The sequence below is a fragment of the Marinobacterium sp. MBR-111 genome (assembly GCF_040547585.1).
Classification (GTDB): Bacteria; Pseudomonadota; Gammaproteobacteria; order Pseudomonadales; family Balneatricaceae; genus Marinobacterium; species Marinobacterium iners.
In genome coordinates, this window is sequence record NZ_JBEPQA010000028.1 from 12,242 (window position 1) to 34,150 (window position 21,909).

Genomic DNA, 21,909 nt, shown 5'->3' on the forward strand with positions numbered 1-21,909 from the left:
AACACGTTGAAACATATGAAACCATATTTTATATTGATTTAACAGGCTCAGAACCACCTCTCGAACGGGCGCGGCTCTTTGAAAGGATGAGATACGGTTATCAGCCAGCGGCAAACCAGATGATAAAGACACAGCGACATGGGCTGGAGAACTCAATATGAATGAAGCACCGATCACAGATTTGAATGAAGCACCATTTCTGGATGTGGCAGACCCGAATTTTTCCATTCGTTCCGAGGCTGTTCTGGCCGCGCGTGAAAAGAGCTGGTTTGCCCGCACGCCCTACGGCATTGCGGTACTGCGCTATGACGAGATCAACAAGCTGATCCGTGATCAGCGTCTGCGTCAGGGCAGCTATGCCTGGCCGGCTCACAACAACGCTGTTGGCAGCTTTGCCGAATGGTGGATGCGCATGCTGTTGAGTAAAGAAGGTGCGGATCACTCCCGGCTGCGTCGTCTGGCCAATCCGGCTTTTTCGCCGAAGCTGGTGAAGAAGATGACGCCGGAGTTCCAGAACATGGCGAACGGCTTGATCGACAGTTTCATCGAACGCGGCGAGTGTGAGTTCGTGTCCGAATTTTCAGAACCTTACGCCACCATGGTGATCTGCTCGCTGCTGGGGTTGCCGCTGGATGAGTGGGAGCGTCTGGCGCGTATCGCGGTTGACATGGGCCAGGCCCTCAGTGTGACCTACAAGCAGGATGAGGAATTGGTCAACGATGCGACCGACAAAATGTTTGACTATGCCCGTGAGGCGGTTGCGCTGGTAAAACGCAATGGCTTGGGTGAAGACTTTCTCAGCTATCTTGTCAAAGCCAACCTGGAAGACGAGAACGCGCTCAGTGAGCAAGAGCTGTATGACATGATCGTGCTGGCGATCTTCGGGGGTATCGATACCACGCGTAACCAGATATCACTCGCCATGGACACCTTCCTGCAGCATCCTGATCAGTGGACCCTGTTGGGTAAACAACCGGAGCTGGCGCGCGCGGCGGTAGAAGAGGTGATGCGGGTGCGCCCGACCGTCACCTGGGTGACCCGTGAAGCCGTTGAAGATTTCAGCTATCAGGGGCTGGAGATCAAGCAGGGTACAACCGTCCATCTGTTCAGCCAGGCCGCCGGCTCGGATCCGCGAGCGTTCGAAAATCCAGAGTTCGACATTACCGCCAAGCGTTGTCCGCATTTTGGTTTCGGCGCCGGAGCCCATCACTGCATTGGTCACTTCATTGCCCGTGGCGATATGACAGAAGCACTGGCCTTGTTGGCGCAGCGGCTGAAGAACATCGCCTACCAGGGTGAGCCGACCTGGCTGCCGGACAGCGGCAATACCGGTGCCAGCACCATGCCGATTCGTTTTGACAAGAGTGCCGTCGCATGACTACCCCAAGCGTAGCCATTGTCGGCAGCGGTCCGTCCGGCTGCTATCTGGCTCAGGCACTGCGCAAGCAGTGGAGTGAGAGCGAGATCAGCGTTTACGACCGGTTGCCGGTGCCCTACGGACTGGTGCGTTACGGTGTGGCGCCGGATCACCCGGGGACCAAGGCGATTGCCCGTCAGTTTGAGCGATTGTTTACGCGTGATCGTGTCAATTTCTACGGTAACGTCCAGGTCGGCCACGATATTACGCTGGATGAGCTGCGAGCCGCCTACGATATTGTGGTGCTGGCGACCGGGCTCTACGGCGACCGGGCGATGAATATCCCCGGCGAAACCCTGGCCGGTGTCTATCGTTCCGGCCCGCTGACGCGGCTGTTGAACGACCACCCGGATGAGCAGGGCAGCGAGTATCGACTTGGCCAGCGCTGTGTCATCGTCGGCAATGGCAATGTGGCGATTGACGTCCTGCGTCTGCTCAGCAAGTCCAGTGAGGAATTCGTCGGCTCCGAGGTGTCGGAGTGCGGTTTGTCACAGGTGCAGCGTGATGCGTTGAGCCGGATCGATATCGTGGGCCGCTCCCCGCTGTCCGATGCCAAGTTCGATACTGTCATGGTGAAGGAGCTGGCCGAGCTTTCGGGCGTCAATTTCATCGTGCATCAGACGCCGCAGGCATTGGCCGAGCAGGGTCCGCGCGGTGAAGTGCTGCAGCGGCTGGCTGAAATCGAATCGAATCAGGACCGTCGTCTGGAGGTCCATTTTCACTTTGGCTGGACACCGGTACAGCTGGAGGGCGCAACGTCAGTCGAGCGCATCCACTTCAGCGCGACCGGCCATGAATCGGTCAACCTGGTGCTCGAAGCCGACAGCGTGGTCACGGCAATCGGCTTTGCCGCCGATTCTGAGCGGGACTTCAACCGTGACGCCCTGGTCGGTCCGGATGCGGATGTCGCCGCGGGCAAACTGGATGAGGGGCTGTACTGTACCGGATGGTTCAAACGCGGCCCCCGCGGCACGATACCGGAAAATCGCATGGACTCGAAACGGGTTGCAGAGTGCATCATTGCTGATTTTGCCGAGCATGACGAAAGTCGCCCAGGTTACTCGGCCGTGGCAGTCAAGCTGGTTGAGGCCACTGATTTTGCAGGCTGGCAGCGTATCGATGCCTGCGAGACCGACAGTGCACCGCAGGATCGCCTGCGTCGCAAGCTGACGGATCTTTCCAACATGGTAAACGTCGCGCGGCAGTGCGATTCGGGAGAGCAAATCTGATGAAAATACTGGTTGTATACGGCACCGAAACCGGTAACGCGGAACTGGTTGCCGATGATATTCAGGAACAGCTGGCTGCGGACTTTGACGTCAGCTGCGAAGACATGGCCTCGGCTGATCCGTCAGCTCTGAGCGAAGGCGACAGGCTGATTCTGGTGTGTTCCACCTATGGAGATGGTGAGCTGCCGAACTCGGCGCAGCCCTTCTTCAGCAAACTGCAGGAAACACGTCCTGATCTCAGTGGAGTGAAGTTCGCGGCCTTCGGTCTGGGCGACAGCTTCTACGAAACCTTTAACAAGGGTAGCGCCATCATGGCGGATGTGTTGATTGAACTGGGGGCTAGCGAAGTGGGTAAGCGTGGTGTACATGATGCCTCCAGTGGCGAGATGCCGACCGATGTGGCACTGGAATGGCTCGGTGGCGTAGTTGCTGAGCTTGCCTAAGCTGATGACAGGAGAGGTGTTGATGACAACACAAGCCACTAAGCCCCTGCGGATCTGCGTGATCGAGAATGGGCTGGTGCCGGATGCACTGGCCGGGCGATACGAAAGTTATCCACAGATGGTTGCTCAATGGCTCGGTGATGCCTTGCCGGAAGCTCAGTTCATTAGCATCAGTGCCGTGCAGGGCGATCCGTTGCCGGCACCGGATGCCTTCGACGGCTATGTGCTGACGGGTTCCAAATTCAGCGTCTACGAAGACATTGAGTGGATTCATCGGCTGCGCGCCTTTGTTCAGTCTCTGGGACAGCAGGCGCGTCCGGTGTTTGGCATCTGCTTCGGGCATCAGTTGATGGCCGATGCATTTGGCGGCAAAACCGCCAGAGCCGAGCAGGGTTGGGGCATAGGTGCTCAGCCCTACCGATATGCGGTAGCGGATGTGGCGGACGGCTCTGCCCTGGTATTCCACCAGGATCAGGTTGTGCGTTTGCCGCCTGGCGCGACCGTGGCCGGCGGCTCGGACCACTGCCCTTTCGGGGCACTGGAATATGAGTTTCCGGCGCTTTCGGTGCAATATCATCCCGAATTTACGCCGGACTATGTGCGTGCCTTGGCCGAACTCTATGGTGGTTCAACCATTAGTGAGGATCTGGCCCAGGCGGCTCTGGACTCGGTGAATACCCAGCTTGTGGACAACAAGCGCATTGCGACCTGGGTCGCAGGTTTCTTTCGGCAATTCTGCCGTTGATGTACCCCAACACCCGTTGATCAACTCGAATGAGTGTGAAAATGGGTTAAATTTTAGTTGAAACATATAAAACCATATCTTATTTTATATCTGTTTCCACGGTCAGCCAGACGCGGACGCAGACTAAAAAACAACAAGCGGTTACCTGAACCTGGGCCGCTAAAGGAGAGTCTCTCAATGACAGCACTGGATCTTCATAGAGAAATGAATACACGCTCCTCCGTAACCGATGAGCTGGGACAGCGCATCCGCGAGGCTGGTGTTGAACTGATCTACTATCAGGTCGTAACCCTGACCGGGCGAGTGATTGCTAAGGTGGTACCGGCGCGTCACCTGCTGCGTAACCTGGAGAAGGGCGTGCAGTTCCACCGCACGGCGATCTGCGACCTGCAATCAACCCGTGATGGCGTTCTGCTCGGGGGGGGAGCTCAGGCAGCTGAATTCACTGCAGTGCCTGACATCTCAACCTTCAATATCCTGCCCTGGGATAGAACCATCGCATCCTTCTTCTGCCGTGTGTATGAACCGGAGCACATCCCTGAAATCGGCGGAAGCCCGTTGGCCACCGATGCGCGCGGTCTGTTGCTGGATACGCACAAGGCGTTTATCGAGCAGACCGGCATGGTACTGAAAACCGGTCTCGAGCCGGAAATGTCCTGGATCGGTGACGGCCTGGAAGTGCATGTTCGTCCGGGTGCCAGTCCCGCCTACCACCTGGGTAACTTGGAGCTGATGCGCCCCATCCTGAAGAAAGTGATGAGCTACGCGACCGAAATGGGTCTGGATATGATCGAGGGTGACTATGAAGACCCGGGTCAGCTGGAACTGAACTGGATGTTTGATGATTGTCATCTGACGGCGGACCGTATGATGACTTACCGTCTGATCTGCCGGCAGGTTGCAAAGGAATGCGGCGTCAAGGCCAGCTTTATGCCTAAGCCGACCACTGGCAGTATGGGAAATGGTTGTCACCATAACTTCAGTCTGTGGAGTGATGGCCAGAACATGCTGGAAGAGAAGGGGCGCCGCGAACTTCATCTTACTGAAGTCGGACAGCATGCTCTGGGTGGCGTGCTTAAACATGCACCGGGCTCCATGATCGTGATGGGCTCTACGGTCAACTCCTACAAGCGCTTTTGGGACACTGGATTGTTTGCACCCAGCCGGGTGAACTGGGGTATGGACAACAAGACCTGCACCGTGCGCCTGTCGGCCAATGGACGCCTGGAATACAAGATTCCGGATGCCAGTGTGAACCCCTACCTGTCACATACGCTGCTGCTGGCGGCTATGAAGGATGGTATTGAGAATCGGATTGATCCGGGCGAGCCAGATGGCAGCAACAGCGTGCCTCAGGATCTTGATGATGCTCGTATTCTGCCGAAAACGCTGGGCGATGCGATTCAGGCATTCGACGAAGATGCCGTGATTCAGGCTGCTATGCCGAAGGAAATGGGCGAACTGTACCGTGCTCTTAAGCGTGATGAATGGGCCCGTTTCTGTGCCAGCGTGACCGATTGGGAGCAGAAAATGTATACGGAGTACTTGCCGTGAGCCAGACCCAAGACAAGACGCTGCGTGTCGTCTGTGCTGACCTGCCGGCACCGCCATTGTTTTGGCGTGACGACCAGGGCATCCGCCATGGCTACGAAGCCGATGTGGCCCGTCTGCTGGCTGACAAGCTGGGGCGTGAATGTGAGTTTATCTATCGCAACTGGGCGGATTTCTATCCTGCTCTGGATGCGAATGATGGTGACATGCTGTTGTGCGGTCAGGGCATTTCGGAGTATCGCAAGACCCTGGGAGATTTTACCGAGCCCTATGCCGTCTTCGACGAGGCCGTCATGGTCATGGCTGGCAGCGACATTCAATCACCGCAGGACCTGGTTGGTAAGCGGGTCGGCGCAATTGCTGATAGCTTGAATATGGCTCTGGCGGAAACCTTCGAAGGGTGCATTACAGTACCTTTCAGTGGCGATACAGACGATGTTATGGGCGATATGGTAAAAGCCCTCCGTGCAGGAGAGGTGGATGCCTTCGTCGACGACGATGTCGCACTGGTACCCTTGGCTGATGAAACAGACCTTGCTATTGCCTTTGTAGTGCCAACACAGAACGCTTGGGGCATTGCTGTTAGCAAGCAGTCTGATGCCGGCTGGTTGGCTGCGATCGATCAAGCTCTGGCAAGGGCCAAACAGGATGGCAGCCTCAAGGCCCTGTGGCAGCAGTGGATGCCGACCTTGAATTACCCGTTCTAAGCATGAGCGCCCGTCCCGCACCGTGACGGGCGCTCCGATAGGCCCCCGTTTTTGCATGAATGAGGACTGATATGATGAAGAAAATTCTGGGCTTGATGGCGTGCCTCACGGCGGCTCCCGTCATGGCGGCTGATGTCAGCGGTACTGTCGGCTTCACCAACGACTACCGTTTCCACGGTATTTCTCAGACTGCCGGTGATGCCGCCATCCAGGGGAGTCTGGATGTTGCATTCGAGAATGGCGCATACGCCGGTATCTGGGGCAGCAACGTGGATTTTGGCGACGATGCCAATCTGGAAGTCGATTACTATGTCGGCTACGCAGGTAGCTTCAATGACAACTTCGGCTATGACGTCATGCTGGCGTACTACACCTATCCGGGTTACGACGCAGCAGATGGTGACTATGCTGAGCTGAACTTCAGCCTTTCTTATGGCAACGCCGCAGTGTCTTATGCGTATGCCGGTGACTATTTCAATACCGGTGAAGACGGCCAGTATGTGAGCCTGGATTACAGTCACCCCTTGATGGAAAACCTGTCACTGGATCTGCATGCCGGCCACAGCTTCGGTGAATACTGGGGCGAAGTCGATATGGATGATTATGAGGATTATTCCATTGGCGTGTCCGGCAGTTGGGCGGGCCTGGATATGTCTGCTGCCTGGGTCATGACCAGTGTAGACAAGGATGCAGAGATCGATACTGGTCTCTTCCGAAACGACGATACTCTGGTCCTGTCCGTTTCTCGCACGTTCTAAGTTGAGTACAGTGTCATTCGACATACACCTATTCGGGAGCCTCAGCGCTCCCTTTTTTAATGCGTAAACAATCCATGAAGTTGAAACTCTGATAAACTGAGCGTCCCGTAACAGCATGCAACTCTAGCAACAATGCAAAAAAAGACCCCGCCGAATGCCGGTTCCTTCATGCGCTTGCGCCAAGAAGGACGTACGGATGAAGTCGTACGTCGCCTGATGGAGGCGATTGATCTGGGCCTCTATGTAGAGGGCCAGCAATTGCCGAGTGAGAGTGAACTCTCGGCACAGTTTGGCGTTTCTACGGTTACCTTGCGTGAAGCCCTGGTTTATCTGCGCCAGCGAGGCGTGATTGAGACTCGCAGGGGACGCAAGGGCGGGAGTTTTATCTGCACATCGGTTGAAACACCACCAGAGTTGCTGTTTGCGCGCCTGCGTGAACTCAGCACCATCGAACTGCGCGATCTTAGTGATGAGCACATGGCTATTTCTGGAGCTGCCGCACGTTTGGCCGCTCAGCGCAGTACCGAAGAACATCATCAGCAGATTCGTCGCTACATTGATGCATTGGGACAAGCGGATAGTCGTCGAGAGATGCGTCGCGCTGATGCTCGCTTTCACATTGAGATAGCGGCTGCGACCCAGTCTATTCGCCTGACCCATGCAGAAATCAGGCTGCAGGGCGAGCTGGGTGAGTTGCTCTGGTTACCTTTGGACTCAACACCGAGTACGCAACAGATTCAGGGGGCTCACCAGATGATACTGGATGCCATTATCAGCGGTGACGCCAATCTTGCCGGGGCACTGGCGGAGGCGCATGTCTGTAAAGGGATCAAGCGCGTGATCAACGCCAAGCTGGAGCTGATGGCTTCAGAAGAAGAATCCTGACTGGCACAAACATTGCTTCTATAAAGCAAAGGCTCAAACATTTAGAGCTATTGTTTATTGGACTTCAGCCGTGTGAAAACGGCCAACAGCCATAGAGGAAAGTGTCATGTCAGTCGAACATGTTCAGCAGTCCTGTCTTGATGGTATCGCCAGAGCAGTGAGCGAGGTTTTTGAACGCCTTGAACAGATTGAACAGGCCGTCCAGCAGATATTTCACCGTAGCACGGCTACGGGTGAAGGCCTTATGGCCAAAGATTTCAGGGTGTTACGTCCTCTTCTAGATCACCATCTGAACTTAACACGAACAACCCTTCAAGGCACCGGCGTCGTCCTGGAGCCTGGTCTACTCACTGACACCGAGATGCATGTTGAGTGGCGACAGATCAGTACCAATGGGCACATTGTCCCGCTTAATCTGAACTTTAACCGAAGCAGCGACTACTACTACAACTACCTGGATATGGCCTGGTTCTCGCAGCCTCGTAAACAGGGGCGCCGCATGATCGCAGGCCCCTATGTCGATCTATATGGCCAGGATATGTATCTCCTGACGTTCTCATTACCGATTCACATTGATGGGCGTTTTGTCGGAATCGCAGGTGCCGACGTCGCCTTGAGCCGGTTCGAATCGGTGTTGATGCGTTCACTATTGCATATCGGGAATGACGCGATGCTGGTCTCAGAGCAGGGGCGGGTAATCGCGGCGAACAATGCCAACTACAGTGCCGGAGAGCTGGCGCGCCAGGCGCTGAACTCGCCTCAAATCCAGCGCCAAATACTGGATCTGGGTCACGAGGGGGTACATTGGTCGCTGTTACAGTCCCCTCACTCCTCACATCATCAAAGCATGGTCTTCTGAGCCGGATTCAATCCGGCTTTTCTTTAAGGCCCGGCACCCCGAACGGGGTGTTACCTCGGGTATCACTTATGAAAATATTTAACATTTGTTACTATATGTAACCCATATGTTACTTATTGTTGCCCTTTTCTTGCGTCAAATTGGTGCGTTTCAGTATTAAATGCACTATTTGGAGAAGTAAAATTTACTGTTTATCGGTGTGAAATAAGAAAAATCTCCAATATATAGTATAAAAACTACATTTAAATGTATTGGCACGTAATGTGCTCCAATGAACTTGAGTGGCTTGTCCTACACCCGTCTGGCTGCGGGAGGTGGGATCAGTCTGCGGTTGGGTGCAACGACAAAGCGCATACTCAAACCTGAAACCGTTCAACTTCAGAGGAACACAACAATGGAAGCGATTCGTAAACATTTACCGGAAAGCTGGTCACTCGTACTGTCCGCCTTTGCCGCTGCCTATGGTATCGGCCTGTTGGCGCTACTGGCTCTGCCGTACATGATTAGTGCGGTTATCAGTGATCTGGGACTCGACGAAGCCCAGGCCGGTTATCTTCTTTCCGCCGAATTCATGTGCATGATGCTGGCATCTTTGTTGGTGGCACCGTTGATGGGACGGGCCCCACGCAAAACGATGGCGCTGCTTGGTGCAGCCATTGCTGTTATCGGCAACCTGATGTCTGCCCATATCACCGATATCACGTCACTGACCTTAATGCGCTGCCTGGTGGGTGCCGGCTGTGGCCTGGCCTTTGCCTGCGGTAATGCGACCGTGTCCAGCGCACGAGATCCGGACAATGTTGCCGGTTACATGAACCTGTTTTTCGTGGCCATGATGACGGTTGTCATGGTGACCTTTGCCAGTGCCATGGCTGAAGGTGGCTTGGCCGGAGTCTACTATGCCTTGGCCATTACCCAGGCCATCATGATGCTGCCGGTCTTTCTGATGAAACAGAAAGCAAGCACTGAGTCACATCCGCACCATCATATCGGCTCCAACAAGAAGCTGATGTCAGGTGCGGCAATCGCCATCATGGTGGCAACCTTCCTGTTCTCCACGCGCGATACCATGGGCTGGGCGTTCGTCGAGCAGGTCGGTGTCCGCGTTGGCTATGACGGCGAAACCCTTGGCTTCCTGTTTTCACTTCAGGCGCTGGTCGGTCTCGTTGGACCTCTGGCTGTGGCGGTAATCGGTAAGCGTCTTGGCGTTGGAACCCCGGTCATTCTGGGGATTCTGCTGACCGGCGCCTCCAGTCTGTTCTACGTGCTGGGCGAAACCTCCAAGCTGATGTATACGATCGGGGTCATGGCCATTGCCGCCACGTACTTCTATACCCTGGCTTACCTGACCTCTCTGGCAGCCTTTCTGGACAGTGAAGGTCGTCTCGCAGCGGCTTGTGGTGCCTTCCTTACCCTGGGTATCGCTGTGGGGCCGTCCATTTCCGGTACGCTTATCTCCTGGGGTGGCTACACCGCTACCGCCTGGGGTATTGCGATTGCGGTCGGCCTGACACTTGTTGCGGTGATGATTCCATTGGCACATGCCAAGGAGCGTCATGAAGCCGTTACGGCAGCGATGGCAGAAGTAAACGCCACATCCTGATTCCTACTGTTTTCTCTTCCGGGACCCCGCAATTTCATTGCGGGGTTTTTTGTTTTATCGGTGCCATTCGAGCTGGATTAATGTCTATTGACAATATCATATGGTGTTATATGATTTATTGGCTGATATTGTGCCCGCTTGAGCAATACAGGACCGAAGCGGCGCTCATGAATCAATAAACAGAATCCGGGCAGGAGAATGACCTTGACTAATCGTACCCGTTCAGACTGGCAAGCGTTTGCTGATTCACTTTCGATCGAAGGCCGTGCCTTTATTGGTGGTCAATGTGTTGATGCGCTCTCTGGAGCCGTAACCGATAACGTCAATCCGGCCACCGGGGCGGTCACGGTCCAGGTTGCCAGTTGTGACGAACGCGATGTGGATCTGGCCGTTGCCAGCGCGCGTGAAGCCTTTGAAAAGGGCGAGTGGCGCAAGCTGGCGCCGGCCAAGCGCAAGGCAGTATTGCTGCGCTGGGCGGATCTGATCGAGCAGCACTGGGAAGAGCTGGCGATGCTGGAGTCGCTGGATACGGGTAAGCCCATTGCTTGCACCATGGATGACGATGGCGGCGACGTACATTCCAGTATTCGTACCCTGCGCTGGACCGCCGAGTGCATCGACAAGCTCTATGGTGAAACCACCCCGCATGAACAGGATACGCTCGGTATTGTCAGCCGCGAGCCGGTAGGGGTCGTAGCGGCGATCATGCCGTGGAATTATCCCCTGGCTACGACCATGTGGAAGCTGGCGCCCGCGCTGGGTGCCGGCAACTCGGTGGTATTAAAGCCGGCTTCGTTGACACCGCTGACCGCGATCAAGATTGCGCTGCTGGCAGATAAGGCGGGGCTGCCGGCCGGAGTGCTGAACGTCATCACCGGGCCTGGTGCTCGCCTGGGTAAGGCGCTGGGATTGCATATGGATGTTGATTGCATCGGCTTCACCGGTTCAACGCCGATCGGCAAGGAGTTGCTGAAATACTCCGGCGAGTCCAACCTCAAGTTGATCTTCAACGAGCTGGGGGGCAAGAGCGCCAATATCATTTTTGCCGACGCCAATCTGGACAAGGCCATCCCGTCGTCAGCGGCTGCGATCTTCTTCAACAGCGGACAAACCTGCAGTGCCGGTTCGCGCCTGCTGGTGCATGAGGATGTACATGACGAGGTGGTGCGCCGACTGACCGAAGTGGCGGAATCGACCTGGCAGCCGGGTCATCCGATGGATCCAAACACACTCATGGGGCCGATGATCAGCACCTCCCAGCTGAAAACCGTACAGAGCTACGTCGATCTGGCACAAGAGGAGGGCGCGCGCGTTGTCTGCGGCGGGTCCTCGGTCAGCATCGATGGCTGCGACCTTTACTACAAGCCCACCATCCTGTGCGATGTGCGCAACGACATGCGGGTCGCTCAGGAAGAGATCTTCGGGCCGGTGCTGTGTGTGATCAAGTTCAAGACGGCCGAAGAAGCGATCGCCCTGGCCAATGACTGCATCTACGGCTTGTCGGGTGCCGTCTGGACCGAAAACCTGCGCACGGCGCACAAGGTCGCAACGGAAATGCGCACCGGCAACGTCAATGTGAATGCCTACTTCGGTGCCGATAACCAGATCAGCATGCCGTTCGGCGGCTTCCGCCAGACGGGTAACGGCCGTGACAAGTCGATACATGCGTTTGATGAATACACGGTGCTCAAGGGGATCTGGTTCGATTTTCGACAGGCCTGATGTTTGTCGCGGCAATATACCAGCAATGAGGTTGTTCAACCGGCAGGCAAAAAACAATTGCTGAACGCCCTATGGGGTTGAGTTAGCGGTTTAGCCGACATGAACAACTTCATTGAGTATTTACATAGGCCGTTGTCATGCAAAGTGTATTTTGAGTGGCCAGAAGGATAACGCAGTGGACGGGTAACGGCGCTGCGTTCGATTCAGTCGAATCATGCCTGAAAACCGGCAGTTTCATGCTAGCCCATATAGTGCCAGGAAGACTGATCAGCCGGATATGGGCCTTATATAAACGGAATTTTCTTTTCTGTTTCATGATTTAAACAGCCCATTAATCAGTGATTATCTAAACCATTATTTATATTTTAATCACGTTGGCCTTTGGCTTTTTATGTGAGGCTTAAAATGCACCATCGCGATACCTGGGTAGAAATTGACCTCGATCGCATCAGCGACAATGTCAGTATGATCAAACGCCATTCTGGCTTTGATCACCTGTTTGCGGTGGTCAAGGCAAATGCCTATGGCCATGGCGACGTTGAGGTCGCCAGGGCGGCGCTGGCTGCCGGTGCGGATATGCTCAGTGTTGCCTTTCTGGATGAGGCGCTGTTTCTGCGCCGCGCCATCAAGGCGGCGCCCATTCTGGTGATGGGAGCCATTCGTCCCTGTGATCTTGCCGTGGCGGCAGAACATGACATTCATGTCACGGCGCATGATCTGCAGTGGATTGAATCGGTGCTGAACTATCAGGGCAAGGCCGTCAACGTGCATCTGAAAATCGATACCGGCATGCACCGTCTCGGCATGACCGATGCAGACAGCGTCCAGCATGCCTGCGCCATGCTGGACACGAACCCGGCGCTGTTACGGACCGGTATCTTTACGCACTTCGCTACGGCAGACGGTGAAACCCGCCAGGGCTACGAAGCGCAACTGGCCAAAGTTACGGAGTTGACTTCGAAGATCGATCTGGCCGATTTCAAGCTTGTGCATCTGTCGAACAGTGCCGCGCTGTTGCGGTTTGGACGCCAGTCAGTCGCCAATGCTGGCCGTCTGGGCATCTCCATGTATGGCCTGCCGCCGAGTCATGCGTTCGCTCTGCCGTTTGAGTTGAAGCAGGCGTTTTCGTTGCACAGCCGTATTGTGCAGGTGAAAGAGCTGCAGGCGGGTGATGCGGTCAGCTACGGCGCCACGTTCATGGCGGATAAACCGATGCGTATCGGCATCCTGCCCATCGGCTATGCGGATGGCTGGCTGCGCTACCACCAGGGGCGCCAGGTGGAGATCAACGGCAAGCGCTATTCACTGGTTGGCCGGATCTGCATGGATCAGTGCATGGTGCAGATCGATGAGCGGGTGCACCTGGGTGACCGCGTCGATCTGATCAATGACAGCCTCAGCGTGGAGGATGCGGCGCGCGACCTGAACACCATCGGCTATGAAATAGTCTGCTCGATTTCGGATCGGGTACCCCGCGTATACAAGCAGGGCGGCGTTGTTGTGAGTGCTCGCAATGATCGCTTCCGTCCCGTTGCCTAGGAGATCACTCATGCAGAACAAGACACCGCTTGAAATTCGTCATGCCATACGCAGCGGCCAGCTCAACAGCAACACTTCTGGCCTTGCGGGCGGTTATGTCCAGGCCAACCTGGCGATTCTGCCGGCGGATTGGGCTGCCGAGTTTCTGCTGTTCTGTCAGCTGAACCCCAAGCCCTGCCCGCTGGTCGGGGTCTCGGCCAACCCCGGTGATATTGCCATCGCGGGACTGGCTGAGGATATGGACATTCGGACCGATGTTCCGCGCTACAAAATTTTCGAGCACGGCGAGCTGGTCCGCGAGGTCGAGGATATTCGCGAGCAGTGGCGTGATGATCTGGTGATTTTTGCCCTGGGTTGCTCATTCTCGTTCGAGGAAGCCCTGCTGGCGGATGGCCTGGAAATTCGCAATGTGACCGAAGCGGTCAACGTGCCGATGTACCGCACCAATATCGCCTGCAAGCCCGCCGGCCGTTTCAGCGGTGACATGGTGGTCTCGATGCGTCCGATGAAGCCGGCCGATGCGATCCGTGCCATTCAGATCTGCAGCCGCTTCCCCTCCGTGCATGGCGCACCGGTCCATTTCGGTGATCCAGCGGCGATCGGCATCCGCGATATCGGCCGTCCTGATTTCGGCGATGCGGTCAGCATTCGGCCGGGCGAGGTGCCGGTCTTCTGGGCCTGCGGTGTGACCCCGCAGGTGGCCATCGAGCAGGCCAGGCCGCCGTTCTGCATCACGCACAGCCCTGGTCACATGCTGGTGACCGATCTGCTCAACAGCAAGCTGTCCGTTCTCTGAGGGCGGCGCGTCCATCCACTGCAGGAGTTGTTATGACCATTAAGCTCAACTGTGATCTGGGAGAGAGCTACGGTGCCTGGCGCATGGGGATTGACTCGGCCGTCATGCCGCACATCGATCAGGCCAATATTGCCTGCGGCTTTCATGCAGGTGATCCCCAGGTGATGCAAAAGACGCTGGCGATGGCACGTGAACACGGCTTGGTGATCGGTGCCCATCCGGCTTATCCGGATCTGGTCGGCTTTGGCCGGCGCTCTCTGAACTGCCACCCCGACGAGATCGTCGCGCTGATGCACTACCAGGTTGCGGCGCTGGACGGGATGGCCCGAACACAGCAGATGACGCTGAGCTACGTCAAGCCGCACGGTGCGCTCTACAACGACATGATGGCCAACACCGAGGTCCGTCGCGCCGTGATGCAGGCGATCGCGCATTACCCCGCGCCCATTGCACTGATGTTGCAGGCGACGCCCGCGTTCACGCAGCACCAGGCGGAAGCGAGCGAGTGGGGCATCGAGCTGATGTTCGAAGCCTTTGCCGATCGCTGTTATGACGATAACGGCCTGCTGTTGTCGCGCAGCCGTGAAGGGGCCGTACTGAGCCGGGACAGGATGCTCAAACAGGTCGAACAGCTGAGAAACAGCGGTACCGTCACGACAATCAGTGGCCATACGCTGGAACTGCAGGTCGATACGGTGTGCGTTCACGGTGACAACGCCGCGGGGGTACAGGCGATTCAGGAGATCCGCGAGGTGTTGCTCGGATGAACATTAGGGTCGCGGGCGAAAGCGCGCTGATGATCTATCTGGGCGAGCACGGTCAGCCCGGTGTGGCGGCGGCGGTGGCGCGTGCGGCCACGCTGCTGCGTCAAGCGCTGGGCGAGCAGCTGGTGGATCTGGTGCCCTCCTATGCATCCCTGCTGGTGATCTATGACCCCTTTCGTACCGATCATCTTGAGATGCAGCAGCGCATCAGGGCGCTGTTGCAGGGCGGTGATGCTGGCGAGGAGGATACCGGTCGTCTGGTCAGGCTGCCGGTCTATTACAGCCCGGAGGTTGGCCCTGATCTGACCGCGCTGGCGGCACAGGCGGGCCTGACGCCTGACGAGGTGATCGAGCTGCATCAGGCGGGTGAATACCGTGTCTATGCCATCGGGTTTGCCCCCGGCTTTGCCTACCTGGGGGATGTCGACGCGCGCATCGCCTGCCCCCGCCTGGCAACACCCCGTCAAAAAGTGCCTCGGGGCGCGGTCGGCATCGCCGACCGTCAAACCGCAATCTATCCGGCCGCCTCGCCGGGGGGATGGAACCTGATCGGCCGGTGTCCGCAACCCATGTTCGACCCTGACCGCGAACCTTCCATGCCGGTGCGCGTGGGCGACAGGGTGCGCTTCCAACCGATTACGCGCGACGAGTTTCTGGCTTTGGGGGGCTGCCTCGATGACGCTTGAACAGACGCTGACCGGCCTGCGTGTCCGTCAGCCGGGCCTGATGACACTGATTCAGGATACCGGCCGCTTCGGGCAGCATCACCTGGGATTGACCACCGGCGGGCCACTGGATCCCGATGCCTTTTACTGGGCCAACCGTCTGTGTGACAACGACGCCGGTGCCACCGCATTGGAAATCAGTTTCGGGGGGCTGGTACTGGAGGCCGAAGTCGACACCCGTATCGCGCTGACCGGTGCCGAACTCAGCTTGAGCATCAACGGCCAGGACAGTGAGTGCTGGCGCAGTCATGCCGTGCGCAGGGGCGATCTGATTGAGCTTGGCTATGCCACTGAAGGCTGCCGCGCCTATCTGGCGGTAAGTGGCGGCTTCGAGATCGCGCCGCGTTTTGGCAGTGCAGCGACGGTGGTGCGTGAAGGCATCGGCGGGCTCAACGGCAGCAAGCTGGCACCGGGGGATTTTCTGCCCTGCCAGACCGACCGGGATTCCCGGGTATGGGTAATGCCGCCTCAACATCGCCCGGTCCAGGATCGCGATGTTCGGCTGCGCGTCATCCCGGGCTACCAGATTGACCACTTTGATCCGGTACAGCAGGCCCTCTTTTTCAGCAGTGAGTACCACACCACCGAACGCAGCGACCGCATGGGCTATCGCCTGGAAGGGCAGGCGATACGCGCCAATATCAACGGCATCCTGTCGGAAGGGATCTGTCAGGGCGCGATTCAGGTCCCGTCGGATGGCCAGCCGATCATCTTGCTCAATGACCGTCAGACCATTGGCGGTTATCCGAAGCTAGGCTCGGTCTTTACACCGGACCTGGCCTCTCTGGCACAGCGGACCCAGGGCGCGAGGGTGCAGTTTGAACCGATCACGGTCGATGACGCACATAACCAGCTCTGGCTGGGGCGGGTACGCCGTGAACGCATCGAACTCGTGCGTGGCTAATGTTAACGGAGTCGTAACGGCATGAACCAACATCTGAACCAGAGCAGTGTCCGTGACGCGGTCGCGCTGAGCCTGCAAATCGAAGCCCTGCTGGTAGCGCGTAATCTGCGCGGTATGGCGCATGTTCGCCGTCATATGCTGCCGGGCTACTGCCTGCGCGCGGCACTGATGATGCAACAGGCCCAGGGCACGGTGTTGATCGGCACCGGTTTCCCGGTGGCTGGTACCTTTGAGACCGACGGTCCGGTCGGTGCCATCTCTCTGTATCGTGCCCTGGAGCGCAGTGGGGCCAGGCCGGTGCTGGTCTGTGGTGACCCTTTGGCCGGTGCACTTGAATCGGATTACCGGGTACACCGCCTGCCACTGGGGCCACAAAGTCCCGCCGCCCGGGTGCAACAGGCGGATGATATTCTCGCCGCCCATGCGCCCTCCCTGGTCATCGCCATCGAACGCCCCGGACAGTCCGAAGATGCCGGCTATTACAACATGCGCGGCGAGTCGATCAGCCAGCATACGGCCAGCTTTGACGAGATCATGCATCGGGCCTGTTGTCCCACCATCGCGATCGGTGATGGCGGCAACGAGATCGGCATGGGTAACGTGTGGCCGGCCCTGAAAGACCTGGATATCAAGGCGGCAGTGACGCGCTGCAACGAGCTGGTGGTGGCGGATGTCTCCAACTGGGGCGGTCATGCCCTGGTCGCGCTGTTGAGCTGGTTGAACGGTGAAGACCTGCTGGCCGATTTCGACAACCTGTCGGTGCTGGCCTATTTGTCCGAGCGCGGCAGCGTGGACGGCGTCACCCGCCTGAACGAATTAACCGAAGACAGCCTGCCCGCCACAGAGGGCCAGGCATTGCTGCAGTCGCTGCGGCAGCTGACAGCCTTTGCCTGAAGTCGCCTCTGGCTTGCCAGTGAGTGCAGGGGTCAATACGAGATGAGTGGAGAAAATAAAATGAGCATTGTGTATCTGAACGGCGAATACCTGCCGATGGAAGAGGCCCGCATCTCGCCGATGGATAGGGGCTTCCTGTTCGGCGAAGGTATCTATGAAGTCATTCCGTCCTATGATGGCAAGTTAGTGGGGTTCGGTCCTCATATCGAGCGCATGGAGCAGGGCATGGCGCTGATCAGTATCCAGTCCGGCTATGGCGAAGCGGACTGGCGTACGCTGTGTGAAACCCTGATTGAACAGAACGGTTCCGGCAACCTGGGCATCTACCTGCACGTGAGCCGTGGTGCGGATTCACGTCGTTACCATGCCTATCCGGAGAACATTGCACCGACCGTGTTTGCCTTTGCCTTTGAAATTCCGCCGGCACCGGTGGCCGACAAGGATAAGGTCAAGGCATACAAGGTCGCCTCGACTCAGGACCTGCGCTGGAAACGCTGCAACATCAAGTCCACGGCCCTGCTGGGCAACGTGATGCACTTTCAGGAAGGACATGCAGCCGGCCACAATGAGATCATTCTGTACAATGCCCAGGGCGAAATGACCGAAGGCAGTGCCTGTAACGCCTATATCGTCAAGGACGGTGTTGTCATCACCCCACCACTGGACAACCAGATCCTGCCCGGTATCACTCGCCTGATACTGCTCGACATCCTGCGCAAGGACGGCAGCATCCCGGTGGAGGAGCGCATCGTCACCATGGATGAAGTGCGCAACGCCGATGAAGTCTGGCTGACCAGCTCGAGCAAGGAGATTGCGCCGGTGATTGAGCTGGATGGCGTACCGGTGGCCGATGGCAAGGTGGGCGATGTCTGGGTCAAGGCCCAGGCGCTGTACACGGCCGGCAAGTACAACTACTGATCGGTCGGTTCAGGTCAGCCACACAATGCCCCAGCAACGTCTGGGGCATTGTGTTTATCGGCCAGGGAAAAAGGGTACATCAGCGTCAGGGGCCGTCATGTCAGCCTTGGCTGGGCTTGCCCGGCAGGTCCAGCTTTTGCTGCAGCAATGCAAGAAACAGGTCACGGGCCTTGTTGGGACGAGACGATTTGCGCACGATGGCGCCTGAATCCAGTTTGTAGTTGCGGGTCTGTGGGTGCAGGGCTCTGAGCTCACCGGGGCGGGTGTGGTGCTGGACATAGAACTCGGGCAGGAAGCCGACATACTTGCCGGAGCGGATCATCGCCAGTCGCGTTTCGTAATAGTAGGCGGTCGCACGCAGGTCCATGTTTTCGATCAGCTGTGTCGCATCCTTGTGCGGTTTCAGTCCGGCCTGGATCAGCGCCTGGGCGTCGATCATGGCATCGGTCAACTGCTCTTCAGGGATCGAGTACAGGGGATGTTTTTCATGGCAGTACAGACGACAGACATCGGTAAACAGATGGATATACTCCAGCCCTTCGATTTCCCGGTGCAGCGGCACGAAACCAATTTCAGCCTCATCGTTAATCACCTTCTGTTCAATCGTGGTCATGGCGGCAACATCAATGTTGATGTAAACATCGGGTGCCTGATCATGCAGCAGATTGATCAGCTCAGGCAGCTGCAGACGCGGATCGCCACTGACCGTATCGGAAAACAGCAGACGCAGATCGCCGGACAGACTGGAATTCAGGTTGTTGACCGTCGAGCGAAAGTCTTCCAGTGACGCGAACAGCTTTTTCGCAGCCTCATAAATGATGCGCCCCTCTTCGGTCAACGAAAAACCGCCGCGGCCACGCTTGCAAAGACTGAGGTTCAGGCGTGATTCCAGGTTGGCGATGTGAATGCTGATGGTTGAACGGGTGATGTTCAGCTCGGTTTCCGCCGCGGAAAACCCGCCGCACTCCACCACGGTCGTGAACACCTTGAGTTGCTTGATCTCATAGTCGCCCACCTGGCCTAGCCAGAATTTTCGAGTACTCATTACGACAATCAACGCTAGCAGTTATCGAGACCCCGGCAGAATGGTGCCGGGAACAGGCTCCCACGCCATGAACGACGGGTTTTTAACCATCTTAATCAATTTGCCGGGTAGGAGACAGCGACGCCTAAGTTTGATCGCCATAAAACCTGGCTTTTAATCACGCATCTGTTTGCGGATGGCCTGGCGCCCTAAACTGGATCCAGTTATTAACACACCGGCTTGGCCGGCTTAGTCAGGGCTGCATGATGAAAAATTATCAAAGCATGGATCATTTCTGGATGCCGTTTACGGCCAACAGAGCATTCAAAGCCTCCCCGCGGATCATTGAGCGCGCTGAAGGGATGTGGCTTTACAACGACAACGGCCAGAAGATTCTCGACGCGACGGCCGGTCTGTGGTGTGTTAACGCCGGTCATGGTCGTCAGCAGATCGCCGAAGCGGTGGCCAAACAGATTCAGACGCTGGACTACACGTCGCCGTTCAACCTGGGACACGATATCGGCTTTGAATACGCCGAGCGCCTGGTGAAGCATTCACCGGCTGGCCTGAACCGCGTGTTCTTTGCCTGTTCCGGTTCCGAAGCCGTGGAAAGTGCCCTGAAAATCGCGCTGGCGTATCAGAATGCTCGCGGCAAAGGTGGCAAGTTCCGCTTCATCGGCCGTGAAAAGGGCTATCACGGCGTCAACTTCGGTGGCATCTCGGTCGGAGGGTTGACCCCGAACCGCAAGGGATTCGGTCCCCTGCTGCCGGCGGATCATCTGCCGCATACACTGGATCTGGAGCGTAATGCCTTTACGCAGGGGCTGCCTGAATTCGGGATCGAGCGTGCTGAAGCGCTGGAAAACCTGCTGCAGTTCCATGGCCCTGAGAGCGTCGCAGCGGTGATCGTGGAACCGGTCAGCGGTGCCGGTGGCGTGATTCTGCCGCCGATCGGCTACCTGAAGAAACTTCGCGAGATCTGTACGCGTCATGACGTACTGCTGATCTTTGATGAAGTGATCTCTGGCTGGGGCCGTTTGGGCGATGCCTTTGGCGCCGTGAAGTTTGATGTACAGCCGGACATGATCACGTCCGCCAAGGGGATCACCAACGGTGTGCTGCCGCTGGGGGCCGTCTTCGTGAAAGACGAGATTTACGACACCGTCATGAACGCCGCGCCGGAAGGCCAGGTCGAGTTCTTCCATGGCTACACCTACTCCGCGCACCCGGTCGCCTGTGCGGCGGGCCTGGCGACACTGGATATCTACGAATCCGAAGGCTTACTGCAACGCGGCTCCGGCGAGATAGGGGCCTATTGGCAGGAAGCGCTGCACTCGCTGAAAGGTCTGCCGGGCATCGTCGACGTGCGCAACTATGGCCTGATCGGTGCCGTACAGTTCGCCGCTGCGGACGGTTCACTGGTCGGTCCGACCATCATGAAGCGCTGTTACGAGCTGGGTATGTCGATCCGTGCCGTGGGGGACATCATTGCACTGTCACCGCCGCTGATCATCGAGAAGGAGCATGTTGACCAGATCGTCGACATCTTCACTCAGATCTCAAAAGAGATGTTCTGATTGCAGGGCTGATCCCCTTTCCCGAGCCATGGCCATCTTGCTCAGGAAACGATCGTGAAGGTCGACCGCTTCCGGGTGTCACCCAGACACCCGGTTTTTTGCGTTTCAGCTGGCCAGGCCGCGCTCCTGCAGAATGGCGGTGATGATCGGTATCGGATTCATCATGTGGTCGAACATCATCTGCCGCACCTGCTCGCGGTCACGTGACAGCAGGGCCTCCACCAACAGCTGGTGTTCATTGCGCTTTGCGTCCAGGGCTTCGGTGGAAAATACCGTATGGCGCAGCCACAGCTGCCGGTAGCGCTCCGCCTGATCGAGCATGGTTGAACGCAACTCCATCAGTTTGTTGGAACCACAGCCGCTGGCGATGGCGTTGTGAAACGCCTTGTGGCGACTGTCCCACAGCGTCAGCATCTGATCGGCACTGTCCAGCGTTTCGACCCGCGCCAGCGTATGCGCGGTTGCGATCACGGATGCCTCCCAGCTTTCGTCCCCCCGTTCAACCGCCAGGGCCACAATCATCGCTTCCAGGCTGGCGCGCGCAAAGTAGATGTCATACAGCTCGTCGGCGGACATGGGCGCAACCCGGAAACCGCGTTGACTGGCGGCGGTAACCAGGTGCTCCGCCACCAGCCGCGACAGGGCTTCGCGCATCGGTCCTGTACCGATCTCATAGCGCTCGCGCAGATGGCTCATCAGCAGCTTGTCTCCCGGCCGGAATTCGCCGCACGTAATGTCACGTTTGAGCAGTTGATAAGCGATGTCAGCCAGGTTGGTTTTTTCAGTCATGGTGTCCTGATGCCCAGGTGGTCGGGAGTTCGAATTATATCGGCAGAGGGCAAATTACAG

The 21,909-nt window shown here is 57.2% G+C and carries 21 protein-coding genes; 19 read left to right on the top strand and 2 right to left on the bottom strand.

Features of this window, described 5'->3' with window-relative positions; all coding sequences use genetic code 11:
* Positions 1-157 precede the first annotated feature (157 nt).
* From ABIE61_RS15910 to ABIE61_RS15995, 18 genes are all read left to right on the top strand, one after another.
* Complete coding sequence (locus ABIE61_RS15910; RefSeq protein ID WP_354411225.1) at positions 158-1,378, top strand: cytochrome P450; 1,221 nt, start codon at positions 158-160, stop codon at positions 1,376-1,378.
* Positions 1,375-2,646, top strand: coding sequence for an FAD-dependent oxidoreductase (locus ABIE61_RS15915; protein ID WP_354411228.1), 1,272 nt, complete (start codon positions 1,375-1,377; stop codon positions 2,644-2,646). The genes ABIE61_RS15910 and ABIE61_RS15915 overlap by 4 nt, the downstream gene beginning before the upstream one ends.
* A complete protein-coding gene (locus ABIE61_RS15920) occupies positions 2,646-3,089 on the top strand; it encodes a flavodoxin domain-containing protein (protein ID WP_354411231.1) in 444 nt (147 codons plus the stop codon). Before ABIE61_RS15915 ends, ABIE61_RS15920 begins: the two co-directional genes overlap by 1 nt.
* Positions 3,090-3,111: 22 nt before the next feature.
* Positions 3,112-3,834: a type 1 glutamine amidotransferase gene (locus ABIE61_RS15925; RefSeq protein ID WP_354411233.1), complete on the top strand. Its 723-nt coding sequence runs from the start codon at positions 3,112-3,114 to the stop codon at positions 3,832-3,834.
* A 177-nt stretch (positions 3,835-4,011) separates the two neighbouring features.
* Complete coding sequence (locus ABIE61_RS15930) at positions 4,012-5,388, top strand: glutamine synthetase family protein (RefSeq protein ID WP_354411235.1); 1,377 nt, start codon at positions 4,012-4,014, stop codon at positions 5,386-5,388.
* Entirely contained in the window at positions 5,385-6,092 is a 708-nt protein-coding gene (locus ABIE61_RS15935) for a substrate-binding periplasmic protein (protein ID WP_354411238.1), read from the top strand. Before ABIE61_RS15930 ends, ABIE61_RS15935 begins: the two co-directional genes overlap by 4 nt.
* A gap of 71 nt (positions 6,093-6,163) precedes the next feature.
* The gene (locus tag ABIE61_RS15940) at positions 6,164-6,850 is read left to right on the top strand and encodes a TorF family putative porin (protein ID WP_354411241.1); all 687 of its coding nucleotides are present in this window, start codon (positions 6,164-6,166) and stop codon (positions 6,848-6,850) included.
* Between the two features lie 168 nt (positions 6,851-7,018).
* On the top strand, positions 7,019-7,735 hold the full coding sequence (locus tag ABIE61_RS15945) for a FadR/GntR family transcriptional regulator (RefSeq protein ID WP_354411244.1): 717 nt from the start codon (positions 7,019-7,021) through the stop codon (positions 7,733-7,735).
* A gap of 106 nt (positions 7,736-7,841) precedes the next feature.
* Positions 7,842-8,594: a cache domain-containing protein gene (locus ABIE61_RS15950; protein WP_354411247.1), complete on the top strand. Its 753-nt coding sequence runs from the start codon at positions 7,842-7,844 to the stop codon at positions 8,592-8,594.
* A 394-nt stretch (positions 8,595-8,988) separates the two neighbouring features.
* Positions 8,989-10,197 (top strand): MFS transporter, encoded by a 1,209-nt coding sequence (locus ABIE61_RS15955; RefSeq protein ID WP_354411250.1) that lies wholly within the window; start codon positions 8,989-8,991, stop codon positions 10,195-10,197.
* Between the two features lie 198 nt (positions 10,198-10,395).
* Positions 10,396-11,919, top strand: coding sequence for an aldehyde dehydrogenase (locus ABIE61_RS15960; protein ID WP_354411252.1), 1,524 nt, complete (start codon positions 10,396-10,398; stop codon positions 11,917-11,919).
* 405 nt (positions 11,920-12,324) lie between these two features.
* On the top strand, positions 12,325-13,458 hold the full coding sequence (alr, locus tag ABIE61_RS15965) for an alanine racemase (RefSeq protein ID WP_354411254.1): 1,134 nt from the start codon (positions 12,325-12,327) through the stop codon (positions 13,456-13,458).
* 10 nt (positions 13,459-13,468) lie between these two features.
* Positions 13,469-14,254, top strand: coding sequence for a putative hydro-lyase (locus ABIE61_RS15970; RefSeq protein WP_354411257.1), 786 nt, complete (start codon positions 13,469-13,471; stop codon positions 14,252-14,254).
* 32 nt (positions 14,255-14,286) lie between these two features.
* A complete protein-coding gene (locus ABIE61_RS15975) occupies positions 14,287-15,021 on the top strand; it encodes a 5-oxoprolinase subunit PxpA (protein WP_354411260.1) in 735 nt (244 codons plus the stop codon).
* Positions 15,018-15,704 (top strand): 5-oxoprolinase subunit PxpB, encoded by a 687-nt coding sequence (gene pxpB, locus ABIE61_RS15980; protein ID WP_354411263.1) that lies wholly within the window; start codon positions 15,018-15,020, stop codon positions 15,702-15,704. The genes ABIE61_RS15975 and pxpB overlap by 4 nt, the downstream gene beginning before the upstream one ends.
* Positions 15,694-16,647 carry a 5-oxoprolinase subunit C family protein gene (locus ABIE61_RS15985; protein ID WP_354411265.1) on the top strand — a complete coding sequence of 318 codons (954 nt, stop codon included), beginning with the start codon at positions 15,694-15,696 and terminating at the stop codon, positions 16,645-16,647. Before pxpB ends, ABIE61_RS15985 begins: the two co-directional genes overlap by 11 nt.
* 21 nt (positions 16,648-16,668) lie before the next feature.
* A complete protein-coding gene (locus ABIE61_RS15990) occupies positions 16,669-17,541 on the top strand; it encodes a DUF4392 domain-containing protein (protein ID WP_354411268.1) in 873 nt (290 codons plus the stop codon).
* 60 nt (positions 17,542-17,601) lie between these two features.
* Positions 17,602-18,459 carry a D-amino acid aminotransferase gene (locus tag ABIE61_RS15995; RefSeq protein ID WP_354411271.1) on the top strand — a complete coding sequence of 286 codons (858 nt, stop codon included), beginning with the start codon at positions 17,602-17,604 and terminating at the stop codon, positions 18,457-18,459.
* A gap of 100 nt (positions 18,460-18,559) precedes the next feature.
* On the opposite strand, the gene ABIE61_RS16000 is transcribed toward ABIE61_RS15995, so the two are convergent.
* A complete protein-coding gene (locus tag ABIE61_RS16000) occupies positions 18,560-19,504 on the bottom strand; it encodes a LysR family transcriptional regulator (RefSeq protein ID WP_354411274.1) in 945 nt (314 codons plus the stop codon).
* A 245-nt stretch (positions 19,505-19,749) separates the two neighbouring features.
* Here ABIE61_RS16000 and aptA point away from each other — a divergent pair, with 245 nt between their 5' ends.
* The gene (gene aptA / locus ABIE61_RS16005; RefSeq protein WP_354411276.1) at positions 19,750-21,060 is read left to right on the top strand and encodes an omega-aminotransferase AptA; all 1,311 of its coding nucleotides are present in this window, start codon (positions 19,750-19,752) and stop codon (positions 21,058-21,060) included.
* A 105-nt stretch (positions 21,061-21,165) separates the two neighbouring features.
* Here aptA and csiR read toward each other — a convergent pair whose 3' ends face one another.
* On the bottom strand, positions 21,166-21,849 hold the full coding sequence (gene csiR, locus ABIE61_RS16010) for a DNA-binding transcriptional regulator CsiR (protein ID WP_354411279.1): 684 nt from the start codon (positions 21,847-21,849) through the stop codon (positions 21,166-21,168).
* Between the last annotated feature and the right edge of the window lie 60 nt (positions 21,850-21,909).

Coding starts and splice junctions, on each gene's coding strand:
- ABIE61_RS15930 (WP_354411235.1), top strand. CDS start 4,012: ATGACAGCACTGGATCTTCATAGAGAAATGAATACACGCTCCTCCGTA.
- ABIE61_RS15990 (WP_354411268.1), top strand. CDS start 16,669: ATGAACCAACATCTGAACCAGAGCAGTGTCCGTGACGCGGTCGCGCTG.
- aptA (WP_354411276.1), top strand. CDS start 19,750: ATGAAAAATTATCAAAGCATGGATCATTTCTGGATGCCGTTTACGGCC.
- ABIE61_RS15910 (WP_354411225.1), top strand. CDS start 158: ATGAATGAAGCACCGATCACAGATTTGAATGAAGCACCATTTCTGGAT.
- ABIE61_RS15955 (WP_354411250.1), top strand. CDS start 8,989: ATGGAAGCGATTCGTAAACATTTACCGGAAAGCTGGTCACTCGTACTG.
- alr (WP_354411254.1), top strand. CDS start 12,325: ATGCACCATCGCGATACCTGGGTAGAAATTGACCTCGATCGCATCAGC.
- ABIE61_RS15960 (WP_354411252.1), top strand. CDS start 10,396: ATGACCTTGACTAATCGTACCCGTTCAGACTGGCAAGCGTTTGCTGAT.
- ABIE61_RS15945 (WP_354411244.1), top strand. CDS start 7,019: ATGCGCTTGCGCCAAGAAGGACGTACGGATGAAGTCGTACGTCGCCTG.
- ABIE61_RS15920 (WP_354411231.1), top strand. CDS start 2,646: ATGAAAATACTGGTTGTATACGGCACCGAAACCGGTAACGCGGAACTG.
- ABIE61_RS15915 (WP_354411228.1), top strand. CDS start 1,375: ATGACTACCCCAAGCGTAGCCATTGTCGGCAGCGGTCCGTCCGGCTGC.
- ABIE61_RS16000 (WP_354411274.1), bottom strand. CDS start 19,504: ATGAGTACTCGAAAATTCTGGCTAGGCCAGGTGGGCGACTATGAGATC.
- pxpB (WP_354411263.1), top strand. CDS start 15,018: ATGAACATTAGGGTCGCGGGCGAAAGCGCGCTGATGATCTATCTGGGC.
- ABIE61_RS15950 (WP_354411247.1), top strand. CDS start 7,842: ATGTCAGTCGAACATGTTCAGCAGTCCTGTCTTGATGGTATCGCCAGA.
- ABIE61_RS15970 (WP_354411257.1), top strand. CDS start 13,469: ATGCAGAACAAGACACCGCTTGAAATTCGTCATGCCATACGCAGCGGC.
- csiR (WP_354411279.1), bottom strand. CDS start 21,849: ATGACTGAAAAAACCAACCTGGCTGACATCGCTTATCAACTGCTCAAA.
- ABIE61_RS15940 (WP_354411241.1), top strand. CDS start 6,164: ATGATGAAGAAAATTCTGGGCTTGATGGCGTGCCTCACGGCGGCTCCC.
- ABIE61_RS15995 (WP_354411271.1), top strand. CDS start 17,602: ATGAGCATTGTGTATCTGAACGGCGAATACCTGCCGATGGAAGAGGCC.
- ABIE61_RS15925 (WP_354411233.1), top strand. CDS start 3,112: ATGACAACACAAGCCACTAAGCCCCTGCGGATCTGCGTGATCGAGAAT.
- ABIE61_RS15985 (WP_354411265.1), top strand. CDS start 15,694: ATGACGCTTGAACAGACGCTGACCGGCCTGCGTGTCCGTCAGCCGGGC.
- ABIE61_RS15975 (WP_354411260.1), top strand. CDS start 14,287: ATGACCATTAAGCTCAACTGTGATCTGGGAGAGAGCTACGGTGCCTGG.